General features: G+C 37.3%; 17 protein-coding genes. 10 read left to right on the forward strand and 7 right to left on the reverse strand.

Features of this window, described 5'->3' with window-relative positions; translation table 11 throughout:
• The first annotated feature begins 120 nt into the window (after positions 1 to 120).
• Both pepF and ACNSTQ_RS06275 read left to right on the forward strand, forming a co-directional pair.
• The gene (pepF, locus tag ACNSTQ_RS06270) at positions 121 to 1,935 is read left to right on the forward strand and encodes an oligoendopeptidase F (RefSeq protein WP_418198995.1); all 1,815 of its coding nucleotides are present in this window, start codon (positions 121 to 123) and stop codon (positions 1,933 to 1,935) included.
• Positions 1,936 to 2,050: 115 nt separating this feature from the next.
• A complete protein-coding gene (locus tag ACNSTQ_RS06275; protein ID WP_418198996.1) occupies positions 2,051 to 3,790 on the forward strand; it encodes an ABC transporter ATP-binding protein in 1,740 nt (579 codons plus the stop codon).
• 25 nt (positions 3,791 to 3,815) lie between these two features.
• Here the strand turns inward: ACNSTQ_RS06275 and ACNSTQ_RS06280 are convergent, their stop codons facing one another.
• The 5 genes from ACNSTQ_RS06280 to ACNSTQ_RS06300 all read right to left on the reverse strand — a co-directional run bounded on the left by ACNSTQ_RS06280 (position 3,816) and on the right by ACNSTQ_RS06300 (position 7,583).
• Positions 3,816 to 3,992, reverse strand: a complete 177-nt coding sequence (locus ACNSTQ_RS06280; RefSeq protein ID WP_418198997.1) for a hypothetical protein — start codon at positions 3,990 to 3,992, stop codon at positions 3,816 to 3,818.
• 411 nt (positions 3,993 to 4,403) lie between these two features.
• Positions 4,404 to 5,336, reverse strand: a complete 933-nt coding sequence (locus ACNSTQ_RS06285) for a ClpXP adapter SpxH family protein (protein ID WP_418198998.1) — start codon at positions 5,334 to 5,336, stop codon at positions 4,404 to 4,406.
• Positions 5,337 to 5,351: 15 nt separating this feature from the next.
• Positions 5,352 to 5,741 (reverse strand): globin, encoded by a 390-nt coding sequence (locus ACNSTQ_RS06290; RefSeq protein ID WP_418198999.1) that lies wholly within the window; start codon positions 5,739 to 5,741, stop codon positions 5,352 to 5,354.
• Between the two features lie 506 nt (positions 5,742 to 6,247).
• Complete coding sequence (locus ACNSTQ_RS06295) at positions 6,248 to 6,904, reverse strand: lytic transglycosylase domain-containing protein (RefSeq protein WP_418199000.1); 657 nt, start codon at positions 6,902 to 6,904, stop codon at positions 6,248 to 6,250.
• Positions 6,905 to 6,995: 91 nt separating this feature from the next.
• On the reverse strand, positions 6,996 to 7,583 hold the full coding sequence (locus ACNSTQ_RS06300; protein ID WP_418199001.1) for a CYTH domain-containing protein: 588 nt from the start codon (positions 7,581 to 7,583) through the stop codon (positions 6,996 to 6,998).
• Positions 7,584 to 7,802: 219 nt separating this feature from the next.
• Between ACNSTQ_RS06300 and ACNSTQ_RS06305 the strand changes: the two genes are divergently transcribed.
• The 4 genes from ACNSTQ_RS06305 to ACNSTQ_RS06320 are packed head-to-tail and all read left to right on the forward strand — an operon-like array spanning position 7,803 to position 10,588.
• On the forward strand, positions 7,803 to 8,183 hold the full coding sequence (locus ACNSTQ_RS06305) for a hypothetical protein (RefSeq protein ID WP_418199002.1): 381 nt from the start codon (positions 7,803 to 7,805) through the stop codon (positions 8,181 to 8,183).
• 52 nt (positions 8,184 to 8,235) lie between these two features.
• Positions 8,236 to 8,865 carry a GTP pyrophosphokinase gene (locus ACNSTQ_RS06310; protein WP_418199003.1) on the forward strand — a complete coding sequence of 210 codons (630 nt, stop codon included), beginning with the start codon at positions 8,236 to 8,238 and terminating at the stop codon, positions 8,863 to 8,865.
• Positions 8,866 to 8,897: 32 nt separating this feature from the next.
• Positions 8,898 to 9,692 (forward strand): NAD kinase, encoded by a 795-nt coding sequence (locus ACNSTQ_RS06315; protein WP_418199004.1) that lies wholly within the window; start codon positions 8,898 to 8,900, stop codon positions 9,690 to 9,692.
• Positions 9,693 to 9,697: 5 nt separating this feature from the next.
• The gene (locus ACNSTQ_RS06320; protein ID WP_418199005.1) at positions 9,698 to 10,588 is read left to right on the forward strand and encodes an RluA family pseudouridine synthase; all 891 of its coding nucleotides are present in this window, start codon (positions 9,698 to 9,700) and stop codon (positions 10,586 to 10,588) included.
• A gap of 276 nt (positions 10,589 to 10,864) precedes the next feature.
• Here ACNSTQ_RS06320 and ACNSTQ_RS06325 read toward each other — a convergent pair whose 3' ends face one another.
• Positions 10,865 to 11,308 (reverse strand): hypothetical protein, encoded by a 444-nt coding sequence (locus ACNSTQ_RS06325; protein WP_418199006.1) that lies wholly within the window; start codon positions 11,306 to 11,308, stop codon positions 10,865 to 10,867.
• A gap of 18 nt (positions 11,309 to 11,326) precedes the next feature.
• Positions 11,327 to 12,076: a bis(5'-nucleosyl)-tetraphosphatase PrpE gene (prpE, locus tag ACNSTQ_RS06330; RefSeq protein WP_418199007.1), complete on the reverse strand. Its 750-nt coding sequence runs from the start codon at positions 12,074 to 12,076 to the stop codon at positions 11,327 to 11,329.
• Positions 12,077 to 12,251: 175 nt separating this feature from the next.
• Between prpE and ACNSTQ_RS06335 the strand changes: the two genes are divergently transcribed.
• From ACNSTQ_RS06335 to ACNSTQ_RS06350, 4 genes are all read left to right on the forward strand, one after another.
• Positions 12,252 to 14,321 (forward strand): cation:proton antiporter, encoded by a 2,070-nt coding sequence (locus ACNSTQ_RS06335; RefSeq protein WP_418199008.1) that lies wholly within the window; start codon positions 12,252 to 12,254, stop codon positions 14,319 to 14,321.
• A 32-nt stretch (positions 14,322 to 14,353) separates the two neighbouring features.
• Entirely contained in the window at positions 14,354 to 14,548 is a 195-nt protein-coding gene (locus ACNSTQ_RS06340; RefSeq protein WP_418199128.1) for a hypothetical protein, read from the forward strand.
• Positions 14,549 to 14,703: 155 nt separating this feature from the next.
• Positions 14,704 to 15,483, forward strand: a complete 780-nt coding sequence (gene fabI, locus ACNSTQ_RS06345; RefSeq protein WP_418199009.1) for an enoyl-ACP reductase FabI — start codon at positions 14,704 to 14,706, stop codon at positions 15,481 to 15,483.
• A gap of 567 nt (positions 15,484 to 16,050) precedes the next feature.
• Positions 16,051 to 16,404: a DUF1360 domain-containing protein gene (locus ACNSTQ_RS06350; RefSeq protein WP_418199010.1), complete on the forward strand. Its 354-nt coding sequence runs from the start codon at positions 16,051 to 16,053 to the stop codon at positions 16,402 to 16,404.
• Positions 16,405 to 16,501: the final 97 nt, after the last annotated feature.

Consider the following 16,501-nt stretch of genomic DNA (forward strand, 5'->3'; position numbering starts at 1 on the left):
TGTGTAAATAAAGGAATGTTATTATCTATATAGAACGTATATTAAGTAGAATGTAAATATCCTTTATAGTGGGTATACACTATAAAAAAGGAAATAGAGAGATATTGGAGGTATACGATTATGGCAAAAGCTACAAAATCACTGCCGAAACGTGAGGAAATTGCAAAAGAATTAACCTGGGATTTAGAAGCCATTTTTGCAACAGATGGAGATTGGGAAACTGAATTTGCAAATGTAAACAATGAACTACCTAAATTAGCCCAGTTTAAAGGTAAATTAGGTGAATCAGCGGAGCAGTTGTATCAGGCATTGCAACAACAAGATGAAATTTCAATGAGATTGCATCAACTATATACATATGCACATATGCGTTATGACCAAGATACGACGAACTCATTTTATCAAGGATTAAATGATCGTGCGCAAGGATTAGCTGCAAAAACAGGTCAAACCGCATCATTTATGACGCCAGAAATTATGTCTATTCCAGAAGAGACACTTAATCAATTTGTAGAAGAACATGAAGGATTAAGATTATATAAGCAAGCATTAGAAGAATTAAATAAAAGCCGTCCGCACGTATTAACAGAGGCAGAAGAAGCTATCCTGGCTCAAGCAGCAGAAGCACTTAAAACACCAAGTTCTACATTTGGAAGCTTGAACAATGCAGACCTTAAATTCCCAACAGTGACGGATGAATTCGGAGAAGAAATTGAAGTAACTCATGGACGCTTTATCCGCTTTTTAGAGTCACCTGATCAAAGAGTTAGAAGAGATGCTTTTAAAGCTGTATATGAAACATATGATAATTTTAAAAATACATTTGCAAGTACGTTAAGCGGTCAAGTAAAGAGAGATATTTTTTATGCAAACGTACGTAAATATGAGTCTGCCAGACAAGCGGCACTTAATAAAAACCATATTCCTGAAATCGTGTATGATCAGTTAGTGTCAACGATCAATGATCACTTACATTTACTTCATCGATACGTAGCATTACGTAAAAAGGTGTTAGGTGTAGAGGAGCTTCATATGTATGACTTGTATACTCCACTCGTTAAAGATGTAAAGATGGAAGTGCCTTACGAAGAAGCAAAAGAGTTAGTTCTAAAAGGTGTTGCTCCTCTTGGAGAAGAATACGTAAACATCATTAAGGAAGGCTACGAGAAGCGCTGGATTGACGTAGAAGAGAATGTTGGTAAGCGCAGCGGTGCCTATTCTTCTGGCGCGTACGGAACGATGCCATATATTTTAATGAACTGGCAAGATAATGTAAACAATTTATTTACATTAGCACACGAAATCGGACATTCTTGTCATAGCTACTACACGAGAGAAAATCAACCATATCCTTATGGAGACTATACGATATTTGTTGCGGAAGTAGCTTCTACATTAAATGAAGCGTTATTAAATGATTATTTATTAAAAACGACAGATGATAAGAAGAAAAAACTTTATCTGTTAAATCATTTCTTAGAAGGCTTCAGAGGTACCGTGTTTAGACAAACGATGTTCGCAGAGTTTGAGCAATTAATTCACGAGAAATCGGCGGCAGGTGAGGCGTTAACTCCTGAATTATTAACGAAGACATACTATGATTTAAATGTTAAGTACTTTGGAAAAGAGATTATAATTGACGAAGAGATTGGTTTAGAGTGGGCACGTATCCCGCACTTCTACTACAATTTCTATGTATACCAATATGCAACGGGTTATAGTGCAGCAACTGCGTTATCTAAACAGATTTTAGAAGAAGGACAGCCAGCTGTAGACCGCTATTTAGAATTCCTGAAAGCGGGGAGTTCGGATTATCCAATCCAAGTTTTACAAAAAGCAGGAGTAGATATGACATCTGCAGAGCCCATCAAACAAGCTTGTGCAGTTTTCGAACAAACATTAATTGAAATGGAAAAACTGCTAGAAAACGAATAATAAAATGGGGGAAGCTGATTTTATTTAGTCAGCTTTCCCTTTCTTTGGTGTGAATGCTTGTTGTAAAAGTCAGATCACTGTAAAAACAAACAACCGATTAAGAAGGCAGGTACATATGAAAAAAAGAGAATCGAAGTTAGAACTCGCATCATTTTATAATCTACTAAAAAAAAGTAATCCACCTATTCTTCTGTTGTCGTTTGCAATCTTCATTAGTCTTATTGAAACGGCAGCAAGTCTAATCGTTCCGTTATTGACTCGAGAATTTGTTAATCAATTTTCAGCGGGAAATCTCGAAGGTACGATGATCTCACTATTAGTGGGGGCCTTCTTTTTGCAAGCGATTGCTGGTGGTGTATCTTACTATTTATTAGCATATTCGGGACAAACGATTGTCGCTAATTTACGACGTCGGCTATGGAGACATATGCTTCACCTACCTATTCCGTACTATGACAACAATCGAACAGGCGAAACCATTAGTAGAATAACGAATGATACAAATGTAGTCATGACCTTAATCACAAGACATGTCGTTACAGCTATTTCTGGCTTTATTTCAATTATTGGGGCGGTCATTATCTTATTATTACTAGATTGGAGAATGACAGTTGTGATGTTGTCAGCTGTTCCAGTAATGCTCCTCGTTATTATTCCGATTGGGAATAAGATGTATAAGATTGCAAAAGGAACTCAAAAAGAAATGGCGAACTTCACAAATGTCCTTTCTGAAGTTGTGGCAGATACTCGTTTAATTAAAGCATACCGTGCGGAAGAAGGGGAGGAGAGAAAAGGAGAAGAACGGATAAAAGGTCTTTTTCAGTTCGGAATTAAAGAAGCTAAAATACAAGCACTTCTAAGTCCTTTAATCATGTTAGCTTTAATGGGAATGCTTGTATTGATTATTGGATATGGCGGTGTAAGAGTCGCGAGTGGTGCATTATCGGCAGGTGATTTAGTTGCATTTATTCTGTACTTATTTTTAATCATCATTCCAGTAAGTCAGTTTGCTAGTTTTTTCGCTGAATTACAAAAAGCGATGGGAGCCACTGAAAGAATTCAAGGAATTTTACAATACGAAGGTGAGGATTTATATAAAGGGAAGGACCTTCAAACGGGAGAGAAAGCCATTACTTTTGAGGACGTCCATTTTTCGTATGAGAATAAAGAGGGTGTATTAAAAGGTGTTTCCTTGACGATCGCTCCAGGAAAGGTCACAGCTATTGTTGGTCCAAGCGGCAGTGGAAAGACGACAATCTTTTCCATGATCGAACGGTTCTATAAGCCGAGTCAGGGTACGATATCATTTGCAGATGAGGATATTGAGTCGATCTCATTGAGTGACTGGAGAAGACAATTAGCTTATGTTTCTCAAGAAAGTCCGCTTATGCCAGGAACGATCAAAGAGAACTTGATGTTAGGAATTGAACAAGAAGTAGCAGAGGAAGAATTGATTGATGCATTAGAACTTGCGAATTCTAAGGAGTTTATCATGGAGTTACCAGAAGGAATGGATACAGAAGTGGGAGAACGCGGGATTAAATTGTCAGGTGGACAACGTCAAAGGATAGCTATAGCCCGAGCGCTTTTAAGGAAGGCTCCCATTTTAATGTTGGATGAAGCAACATCTAGCTTAGATAGCAATTCAGAATTTGAAGTGCAGAAAGCATTAAAGTATGTAATGAATGGAAGGACAACGATCGTGATTGCACATCGACTTTCAACGGTGGTAAAGGCAGATCAAATTGTTTTTCTTGAGCACGGAAAAGTGACAGGAACGGGTACTCATGACGAATTAATGGAGAGTCACCCGTTATATAAAAAATTAGTAGAGCAACAATTTATCGCAAATTAACACAAACGATCCAAGGTTTTTACAGTTAACGAAATCCGCGAAAACGATTTCGTTCATTATAAACAGATACTGAAAATACAACCGAAATAAATAAAGCTGGTGCCGCAATGAACAGCGGAAACACATTCATCAAACTTAAAACCATTAAATAAAAACTAACAAAAATTAAGAGAACACCAATCGTAAGCAAGATTTTTCTCATGAAACTCACCTCTACTGTTATCAACCTTCCTATAAGATAGTATGTGATCGTTCTGTTAGACATGCTATTAATATGAAACTTGATAAAGAACAGTAAACAAATATTAGAAAAAATGTGACGATGTTTCGAACGATGGATCAAAGGGTTTTATTCAGTTGCTTAATATGTTAAATTTATTATTGTAAAATAATTAGTGTTAAACATTTTCTCCCCCTATTAAAAAAGAGGCTGACATTTGATGTCAGCCTCTTTATTTTGAGATAAGGAAGAAATTCGGAGATGTCTAGCTCCAGCGCCTAGCAACTAGCGAGACTTCGCTCACCTCATTGCGATAAGTCAACATCAGCTCATTAACATTCATTTGCTAACTTTGCTACCTTCCTCACGATTAGTCAATATCGCTTGAAATATCTAATTCGCGATGTATCTCCAGAAAGTACCATACTTCACAGGCACCCGTTCGACTTGTTGTTTTAACATTAATCGTTTTAACTGCTTTTCAGCTTCCTGAATGGAAATATTAAAGACAACGGCTACTTCTTTAGTCGCTACAAAGTTATAGCAAGATAAGAACTCTTCTAGTGTTGTCGATGTTGAAGGTTCTGGTGAAAATCCGAGCAGCTGTTGAATAATTTCAACATAGACTTCATATGGATAAAACCCAGTTACTTTCAATCCTTCTTCCTCTATGTTGTCATTGAAAAAGACAAAGGTGGGGGAGTAATCTACCCCAAGCTCTTTCGTCATTTTTACATCACATTGAAGTGCCTTAACTGCTCCTTCTGAGTGTAGATCACGAATAAACTCATCAACATCTAATCCAGCCAATTGAGCGCATTCTATTAAGACCTCTTCTTTAGTGATGTTTCGTTTAGTTAAGAATAGAAATTCTCTTAATTTTCTTAAGAATTTCAGTCCTGCAAATTGGCCTTGCATTTCAGCAGCTTTAATCGCAATGGAAGCAGTGTACGGGGAAGTGATTGGATCTTCAAACCACACATCTCCATCACAACTCATTCCTGTTCGGCTAGCTGTTTTTTCCCAAATACTTGCAATTTCCTCTAATTTTTTTGTTTCCTCTATTTTGGATTGTGTCTTATTCCAAAGTTCAAGTGATCCAGCAACAAAGTACCGTATTTTAAAGTAGTTTCCATATTCAACTTGCATCTTTTTTAATAGCGGTTCAAAAGCCCAGCATTGAGGGCATAACGGATCAATAAATATATAGATTTCCAACGGTTTTTTCTTGCAAGGATTCGTTTTTTGGGATACGGATGGTTCTTCAATAGGACCACAAAAGCCTCGAATATTATCACAGCTAGTCTGATTTTCTTTTGGAGTCATTGAGAGTCCTCCTTCCTATTCCGTATCGTGCGGATGATTAACCATATGATGTGCCGTAAAGGTTAGACGACTAAAGATTTGGTCTCGCAAAGGTCCTTGTAGACCAACTTCGTCCATAGCTTCCTTCATGCAAGCTAACCAAGCGGAAGCACCGGTTGGAGTAATTTTAAAAGGCATATGTCTTGCTCTTAACATAGGGTGACCGTGTTCTTCTGAGTATAACGTGGGCCCTCCAAGAAATTGTGTTAGAAATTGCTTTTGTTTTCTTGCCGTTTCTGTTAAATCATCTGGAAAAATCGGTGCAAGCACTGGGTGTCGGCTTACTTTATCATAAAAGGTATCCACTAATTTGCTTAAAAGCTCAGCTCCACCTATTGCGTCATATGGTGTTTGATGTTCTGACATAGTTATCTCCTTTAAGAGGCTGTTTTAGTAACTTATTACTTAAACCCATTTTAGCAATGGTGTCTTCGAACATCAAATAATCTGATTTGAGATGCTATTAAGTTGCAAACATATCGCAGAAATAATGAATAAAAGCCTGTTACCGTATACTTTGTTGCTTTTGGACTGTTTTCCCTTCACGCTGTGCTGAAGAGCCAAGCATACGGTTGGCTTGCGGTCGAAAAGCAAAAAAGCAACATACTTTGAGAAAGGTTGTTTTCGTAAACTTTGTTGCTATTGGACCGTTTTTTGAATATAAATCAGCCCTAATGGATAAATTCATTTATCCATCTGGCTGATTTATATTCAAAAGCTTCACGCTAAAGCGTGAAGAACCAAGCTTTCGCTTGGTTACGGTCCAATAGCTAAAAGCAACATTCTTTTAGAAAAGAGCTTTGAGAAAAGACCAAATAAAAAAATGCCTGGAGAGTCATCTTCCAAGCATTTCAAATTCCTTACTTATTCTTTTATGCATTTAAGAATGTATTCATCACTTTTGGTACATAATTTTGTGTTTCTCTAAATGGAGGAATCCCCCCGTATTTATCTACGTTTCCGGGACCAGCATTATAAGCGGCTAAAGCAAGGCGAGTATCTCCATTGTAGCGGTTCAGCATTTGACGTAAATATTTAGCACCGCCTTCAATATTTTGCTGCGGATCATAAACATTGGTAACACCTAAAGACCTTGCTGTTGCAGGCATAAGTTGCATTAGTCCACCAGCTCCAGCACGACTTGTTGCACTTGGATTAAAATTAGACTCATGCTTAATTACAGCAACGATAAGCTTTGGATCTAAATTATACTTTTGGGCTGCGTCGTTAATCCATTGTTTATACGTGTCAACACGAGAATTTCCCGTTTCCTTTAACGGTTTAACGGTTCCACTTGTTACGGATTGAAGCTGTTCAAGTTTATCAATCTCTAGTTTGGCTATCGGATGTAAAAACAAATCCATATTCCGTTGGTGTGGATTTAATTTTACATTCATTTTACCCATTTCTTCTTGGATAAAGTCTGAAAATAAGGATTGAAATGGGGAATTACCAGTTGTGGTACTTGGTGCTCTAAATTGTCTAATTGCATTCATTTCTGATATTTGTTGGAACATCATATTGTTCATTTACGGCACCTCGGACTGAATAGAATACTATAATCTAGTTTATAGTACACTACATAAATAGACAATATCCGATTTATGGATATTATATAAATTAGAAGCTTTGTAGCTGCTGTTTTCGTTCGAAAAAACGAACGATTTTATTCATCGTTGGCCTCTTCGGTATATTGTGTTGTTGCAGTATATCTTCAAACAACGAATTGACTTCTTCTATACTAGTTCCTTCAATTTCAAGTTCATAGTCGACAATATCAAAATATTGACTAATGTCTAGAACAACTAATTGGTTTTTATAAGTGACTTCAGCTCGAGAAGTAGTGAGCGAACCTAAACAAGTAAATTGATTAAGGGGTACACTCAACGCTTTGACATCTACTTTCACTTCACCATCAGGAAGCTTCCCTGTTTCGATCATTTGTTCGGCCTCTTCTTTCGAAACTATTTGATTGGTTTCCATCAATCCTACTTCATTTGGTTGCTTTAATGTGATAACATATTGACCATTTTTTTCGCGGATACGAAGAGCAGATTTTTTTTCTTTTAAGTCGAAATTACTTGTTTCAAAGTAATGATTGGTTTGGGTAACAAACTGATTGTCTTCAATTGAAAGGTAGTGTTGTAAACGATAAAGTTCGTCTTTAGTTAACAAGTTTTTTGCTTCAATTTCTATTTCACGGGTCATCTATATGTACTCCTTAACATTAATGTTTTTATGGTTAGGATTGCAGAATAAAATAAAATGATATTTACTTAGTTAAACAAAGTGAATTGCCTTTCCCCTCATTATGTCATATATGATAATAACGAACAATGAGTTATATAATGGATTTGTATTCTTGTCTACGTGTAAATTATGGTAAGATGGTTACGTAACAATAAGTGGTAATAGGAGGACCAAAGCATGAAACATATAGAAATCAACAAAATTTCAACAAAAGAGGATAAAATAATTTTACATAACTCACAACCTTTATCAAAAGACGAAGCATCATCACTACAGGCTGCGGGAAGAATGTTAGCAGATTCGGACCAATTGTCATTCATTTACCTTTTAGAAGATGATGAACGGTATCGTCATGTAAGTATTCCAGAATTTTTATGGTCTGATTTGTACTCAGAACTTAAGAACAAAGATAACGTGTATATTGAATTACTTCCTAACGAGGAGGTTCACTGCACTTCCTTTAAAGATGAAATTCTTTACCTGTTGGAAAATATTCAAGACAACAGTAATTATGGTGATAAAATGGTGGAAGCTGTTGGGAGAATTATTGCAAAATAATCAACATAGCTTTAATAAGTAGTCGATTATTTGAAGATAGGTTGGTGGTTGCATGTACAATTGGGGTACGTTTTTGATCCCATATAAGCAAGCCGTTGAAGAATTAAAGATAAAATTTAAAGGGATTCGTGAACAATATCAAAGATCTTCTAAACATACACCGATTGAATTTGTAACTGGTAGGGTTAAGCCTGTTGCAAGTATTATTGATAAAGCAAAACGTAAAAATATACCCCTTACACGGATTGAAGAAGACATGCAAGACTTAGCTGGAATTCGTATTGTTTGTCAGTTTGTTGAAGATATTAATACTATTATTGAATTTATCCGACGACGGACAGATTTTGAAATCGTAGAAGAACGTGATTACATTAATCAAAAAAAAGATAGTGGCTATAGGTCCTATCATATTGTATTAAAGTATCCGGTCGAAACGATCGCAGGAAAAAAACAAATATATGTGGAATTACAAATCAGGACACTTGCGATGAACTTCTGGGCTACGATTGAACACTCTTTAAATTATAAATATAGTGGAGAAATTCCAGAATACTTCAAACAAAGATTACAACGTGCGGCTGAAGCTGCTTTTCAGTTAGATGAAGAAATGTCTCAGATTCGTGAGGAAGTACAAGAAGCACAACGAATTATTTCTCATAAACATGATCGAATAAATAATTAATAAATAAATAACTAAAGATGGAGTCTGATGTTATGAAATTTACCGTGACTTCTAGAGGCGATAACGTATCTAATGCGCTTCAGCAAAGAATTAAAACTTACTTAGTAGAGTTTGGATTAACCTATGATGATGAGAAGCCCGAGATTGTCATTACGGTCGGTGGTGACGGTACTTTACTTCACGCCTTCCATACATATAAACATCGTTTAGAAGAAACATCATTTGTTGGAATTCATACGGGGCACTTAGGTTTTTATGCGGATTGGATGCCAGAAGAAGTAGAAAAATTAGTTATCCATATAGCGAAAACCCCTTTTCAAATTGTGGAGTACCCTCTGTTAGAAGTTGTTTTAAGGCACTATGGAGAGAATAAATCAGAACGTTTACTTGCGCTTAATGAATGTACTGTGAAAAGTCCAGAAGAGTCGCTTGTTTGTAACGTCGAAATCAAAGGGGAAAAGTTTGAAACGTTTCGCGGAGATGGGTTATGTATTTCAACCCCATCTGGTAGTACTGCTTATAATAAGGCACTTGGTGGAGCGATTTTGCATCCTTCACTCGCTTCAATCCAATTAGCTGAAATGGCATCTATTAATAATAGAATTTACCGAACAGTCGGATCACCGCTCGTTTTACCACAGCACCATACGTGTTTACTAAAACCTCAGAATGATGTGAAATTGCAAATTTCAATCGACCATTTCTCGTGGAGTCATCAAAAGGTGAAGTCGATACAATGCCGGGTTGCAGAAGAAAAAATAAAGTTTGCAAGGTTCCGTCCGTTCCCGTTTTGGAAGCGTGTAAGGGAATCATTCATTGGAGACTAAAAGCAATGACTGGATTACAAATGAAATGGATCGTAGGAGACGATTGGGATGGGAAACTGTTACGAGCGTTTTTGAAAGAAGAAAAAAGATTGTCCAAACGAGCCTTAGCGGATATTAAATTTGCTGGAGGCTCCATTTTTGTAAATGGAGAATTTGCTACCGTTCGAAAAATATTGCAAATGAATGATGAAGTAGAAATTATTTTTCCTCCTGAAGTGAGAAGTGACAGTATTGTTCCAGAGAAGATAGGTCTCGATATCGTATTTGAAGATACTCATCTTCTTGTCGTAAATAAGCCAGCTGGAATGCCAACGATTCCTTCAAGAGATCATTTAAGTGGGACATTAGCAAATGCGGTCTTACATTATTATGATGACCATGGCATTTCGTCAACGTTCCATGCGGTCAATCGACTCGATAAAGATACTTCAGGGATCGTTGTCATTGCTAAACACCGCTTTGCTCATGACTTAATGGCAAAAGCACAACAAGCAGGCGGGATGCATAGAGAATACATTGCCATAACGCATGGGGTCATCACGTCCAAAAAAGGAACGATTACCGGACCGATCGGTAGAAAAACGGATAGTATTATTGAACGTGAAGTACGTTCAGATGGACAAACGGCTATTACTCATTATAAAGTTCTTTCGCAAACTGCTGAAGAAACAGTAGTCCGAGTTAAACTTGAAACAGGGAGAACTCATCAAATACGCGTTCACTTTTCCTACCTAGGACACCCATTAATTGGGGATGATTTATACGGCGGAGAACGAACAAAGATCGGAAGACAAGCGTTGCATAGCTTTTACTGTTCGTTTTTACATCCTCTCACATTGGAAGAAATTAATTTAGAAGCGCCAATACCGTCTGATATGAAGAATTGGATTGTATAAAAAAAAGCCCACCTTCCTCATGAATATGAGAAGGTGAGGCCGCTTTTTTAAAAGAGGATGTTCAAAAAGTCCGGGAAAAATCTCTGTCGGTAGAAGACCTTCGACTAAGAGCCCCACTTCCTGTGGGAACGTCGAAGTCACCACATCCTGTGGTAGCTTGTCAGCTTGTTCTTCCGCGCTTCACGTATTAATACCATACGCTCCAGTACTCAGAGGGACTGTGCTTCCTCGAACTTCTCGGATCTTTTTGTCTTCCTTTTTGAACACTCACTAAAATCAATTGGTTTCTAGTTCGACATTTGTGATTGGAAACCTAGTGATATCATCTCCGGCTTCATCAAAAATAACAACTTCGACGGCATCTGTTAACACTTCTTCAGCAAAGGTTTGCTCGACTTCAAATGATTCCCCAATAAAAAACCCGCTGTTTGCTCCAATCTTAAAGGCTTCTGGAATTTGACTTTCATTAGCAAAGACAAGTGTTTCTTGTCCAAATTCTTCAACTAATTCTTCGTTTAGTAATTCAAACTTCGCAAATAAATTAGGAGAGGATAAGTTACTCGTATTTTCAAGGCGGATGTAGAAAGTCAGCAAGTTTCTTTCCTCATCTAAAATGATTCTGCTTTGTTCCATATCCCCTTGAATTTCCAATTGGGGACCACAACTTGCAAGTACAAAAAGTGTTGAAAAAAGGAGGATTAGTTTTATAAAATGCATCATATTTCACCTTCTTATAAATTACTCAATGGTATCGTCAAATTTTCGGAATTTCTCTCCAACGTAAGGCATCGTTGATGGAACAGAAATGGTTTCTAATTCAGGATAGCGCAGGGCAGTAAGTTTTCCACCGAAAACACAACCTGTATCAATATTTACAGTATGATGAATAAAACGTGGTTCTTCGACTGGCGTGTGACCGTAGACGACCCAAGCATCACCGGAGTATTTTTTTGCCCAATCTCTTCTCACTGGTGATCCGTCCGGATGTTTTTCGCCTGTAATATCTCCATATAGGACGAACGTTTTTACTTTCTTATCGTGCCGGCCTATGTAATCTTGTCTAATACCAGCATGTGCAATAACGAGCTTTCCATCATCTAAGACACCATAAAGGTCAGAGTTTTCGACGAGTTTCCGAAACTTCGAGCTTATTGAATTATAATCTTTGCGGGATAACTGTTCAAGTTCTGCGACTGTCGTTTCTAAACCGTGAGTCGTTTGAACTTTTCGACCGAGAAAATACCGGTAAAGTTTATCACAGTGGTTTCCAGGTACATAATGGGCAAGCTGCCGGTTGACGAGCTCATAAACGACTTCAATGACTTTAATAGAATAAGGCCCTCGATCTGTTAAATCGCCAACAAAAGCAAGTTTTCTCCCGTTTGGATGAAGCGGAATGCCCTCTTGCCACTCATAGCCAAGCTTTTCAGTTATTTGGACGAATTCATCATAACAACCATGAATATCACCAATAATATCTATAGACATAATAGTTTCCTCCAATGTAAAAGTATAGTATTATAAAAACTTGTTCTTCTGCATAGTACAAGCCAAATCCCCATAAAATGAGGGGAATATGGTGTCCTATATTAGTTGGTTTTTGTACCATTGATTGAACATGGAACATTACATATGAAAACAATCGATTAAAAAGGAGGGAGCCATGAATATTTTAGAAAATCCAATATCAAATCCAGTCTTAATTTTTGCAATTGCTATGGTAGTATTCCTGTTAGCTCCCATAATAATGGCGAGAATAAAAGTACCTGGTATTATTGGGTTAATCTTTGCAGGTGTCATTATTGGACCAAAAGGTTTAGGTATTCTCGATCGTGACCCGACAATTATATTATTAGGAACTGTTGGACTTTTATATATTATTTTTATCGCAGGACTAGAAATTGATTTAGAAGGCTTTAAAAAATATCGTCAACGTAGTATTGTGTTTGGCTCACTCTCGTTCACTATACCATTTATTTTTGGAACGTCTCTAGGGTTGCTTCTTCAATACTCAGTTCCTGCAGCAATTTTATTAGGATCTTTGTTAGGGTCGCACACCTTACTCGCATACCCGATTGCAAGTCGCTTAGGGATCTCGAAAAATAAAAGTGTCACAACGACTGTCGGTGGAACAATTATGACCGATACGTCAGCGTTACTGATTCTTGCAATCATAGCAGCATCGGTGGAAGGTGATTTAAATCTAGCCTTCTGGTTTACGATGCTTTTATCCTTAGCCCTTTATGTAGGGATTGTGCTCCTTGTTATTCCAGCGCTGGCACGATACTTTTTCCGTTCAATGAGTAGTGAAGGTACATTGGATTATATATTTGTCATGGCGGTTTTGTTTGTTACTGCTTTTTTTGCAACGATAGCTGGGTTAGAGCCAATTATTGGTGCCTTCCTAGCTGGTTTAGCTTTAAATCGTTTTATATTAGAGCATAGTCCGTTAATGAACCGAATTAAGTTCGTTGGTAACGCGATCTTTATTCCTTTCTTCTTATTATCTGTCGGAATGCTAATGGATATAAGAGTACTATTAAGTGAACCTAATGCTTGGATCTTAGCAGCAGCCATTGTTTTGTTTGTACAACTTGGTAAGTTTTTAGCGGCATGGGTAAGTGGAAAACTCTACAAATATTCAAAAGATGAAATACGACTTATGTTCGGGTTATCTGTCCCACAAGCGGCAGCAACGCTTGCAGCAACACTAGTTGGCTTCGATTTAGGCTTATTTGATCAGGCGACAGTAAATGGTGTCATTGTTATGATTCTTGTGACTTGTATGGTAGGTCCTTATACCGTTGAAAAGTATGGACGGAAAATTGCGTTGCTAGAAGAACAACAACCGTATGAGCCCAATAATGCACCAGATCGTATTTTAGTTCCATTAGCGAATCCAAATTCAGTAGAAAATTTATTGAATTTATCATTTAGTTTACGAGGGAATAGTACAGAACCGATTTATCCGTTAACGGTCGCTAGGGAACAAAATGGTCGATCGGCAGAAAAAGTAGCTGAAGCTGAAAAAATGTTAGGAAAAGCACTTACTTATGCGTCGGGAGCCAATATTCCCGTACATTTATTAACACGTGTTGATCCAAACGTATCTTCAGGAATTCTTCGAGCGATTGAAGAAACGAGAATTACGAAAATTGTTATCGGGTGGAATGGTAAGTTATCAACCCCACAAAAAATCTTTGGAGGGGTCCTCGATCAACTGCTCAATCGAACAAATGAGATGATTTTAGTATCTATGCTTGGCCATCCATTAAATACGACGAAACGAATTGTTCTTATTCTACCTTCGGGTGTCGATCATAAATCAGGCTATTATGAGGGTGTAAAGACAATTAAAGAAATGGCCAATAACATTGGGGCAAAATTATCAGTTCTTATCATTAAGGATGATAGTAAGTATTACAAGAATTCATTTGAACAAATGAAACCGGATGTTTCTATGAAATTTGCAAATGTAGAGACTTGGAATGAATTGATAAACAATTATCTATTAATGCTAAAAAAAGATGACTTAGTCGTTGTATTAAGTGCTAGAAGAGGAACGATAGCGTGGCATCCAAAGTTAGAGGAACTCCCAAGGATCCTGGCGAAGTCCATCCCTGAAAGCTTTATTATTTTATTCCCGCCAGAACGAGATAAAGTAGATTTACGTGGTTCAAGAGGAACAGATGTACCGAGAACACTGCTTCCAAGAAGAGAATTTGATGATTAATTTTAAACCTCCTATTATTAGGAGGTTTTTTGTTGGGGATAATAATACCAAACATTTGTAGAAAGAGGGAAGATCGAATGGAGATGGAACCAACCGTCATTTGTCCTAAATGTAAACATGAAAAGCCACTAAACCACTTATTAACAGCTCAATCGAATCAAAATGTCATATTTGAATGTGAAAACTGTCACTTTATTAAACGGAATATTGTGACAAAAAAAGGTTAATACCAATAAATGAAGAATATTATCAGGGATACCGTACCAACAACTGAAAAACATGCTATACTCATACTATTGGTACCTAGTACTAGTAGTAAGTGTGTATTCTTGATGGAGTTATTATTAAATAGTTTCTAATATAGTAGGAGGGGATTGAAAGTATGAATTTATCATTACAGGGTCGTACATATGTCATTATGGGGGTTGCGAACAAACGAAGCATCGCTTGGGGGATTTCTCAATCGTTATCAAAAGCTGGAGCACGTTTAATTTTTACATACGCTGGAGAACGCTTAGAAAAAAACGTTCGTGATTTAGCGGAAACATTAGAACGCGATGATTATTTAGTTCTTCCTTGTGATGTAACAAATGATGAGGAAATTGATAAAACGTTTGCTAGCATAAAAGAACAAGTAGGAGTCATCCATGGATTAGCTCATTGTATTGGATTTGCAAATAAAGAGGAGTTAGACGGCGAATATCTAAATACAACTCGGGATGGATTCTTACTTGCGCAAAATATTAGCTCTTATTCTCTAACAGCTGTTGCAAAAGCTGCACGTCCATTAATGACAGAAGGTGGAAGTATTGTAACTCTCACTTATTTAGGTGGAGAACGTGTCGTGAAGAACTATAATGTTATGGGCGTGGCCAAAGCGTCATTGGATGCAAGTGTCAAATATTTAGCAAATGATTTAGGGAAAGATGGAATCCGCGTCAACTCCATTTCAGCAGGTCCAATTCGTACACTAGCAGCAAAAGGGATTTCTGGTTTTAATGATGTTTTAAAAGAGATCGAAGAACGCGCCCCACTGCGCCGTACAACAACACAAGAAGAAGTGGGCGATACCGCACTTTTCTTAATGAGTGACTTGTCACGTGGAATTACAGGTGAGATGATCCACGTAGACTGCGGATATAATATCCTGGCGTTATCATAAAGGAAGGAGAGGAACTTAGTTTGGAGTTCCTCTTCTCATTTTGTTTTCTGTAAGTTTGTTGTTATGCACTTTTTTAGAGGCTGACTCGTAAGGTTACATGAAGTGACCGGTTCGAGTCAGCCTTTTGTAATTTGACATATAGTGTTCGTTAGAGGGAAAAACTAGGAGAAAGCAGAAACGAAAAGCGCGGAATGGTGAGCGGAAGAGGAAAAAACTAGGAGAAAGCGTGAACAAAAAGCGCAGAATGGTGAGCGGAAGAGGAAAAACTAGGAGAATGTGTGAACAAAAAGCGTAGAATGATGTGCAAATACAATTAGAAATAGCCTCTTCTTAGGGGGAGAAGCCATTTCTAATATTGGCTTAATATCCTCTGGATTAATTTTTCCCTTTGCTCCACATGTGATGGAAGTTAAGGGAAAGTGTGTATATATCTCCTAACGAGCTGAAAAGAAACCTTGGTCATCGCGTGAGTTACGAAGATTTTCATACAAAAACACAATGTGGCTAGGCACATATTTAGATCTAGAACATATTTTGTTAGCAGATTAACTACAAGGATGGATGAAAATGATAAGTCCTTTTGAATTCATTTTGCTATTGCTAGCATCTTTTCGCTTAGCGCATTTAATTGTATTAGATGAAATAATGTCCCCTTTCAGAAAGCCATTTCACAAAATTACAACAGAAACCTTATCAGATGGAACGACAGCATCTTTTCTAGAAGTAAAAGGTAGCGGGATAAGAAAATTTATCGGTGAATTAATCGCTTGTTATTGGTGCACAGGGATTTGGACAGCTGCACTACTATATTTAGGATTTTTCTTTTATCCGATTGTTTTTGTTCCAGTCGTTATCATCTTTGCGATCGCTGGGGCTGGTTCTGTTATTGAAGCAATAGTACAAAAGGTGATTCATTCATAGTTATACTCCCGCTGAGCGTAACTACAATTAAAATTAGTATCAACAATCGATAGATACTGAGGTTATCGAAGAAAGCTTAAAACGTCAGAGTCCATGG

The sequence above is a fragment of the Alkalihalobacterium sp. APHAB7 genome, assembly GCF_048323755.1.
Classification (GTDB): Bacteria; Bacillota; Bacilli; order Bacillales; family Bacillaceae_F; genus Alkalihalobacterium.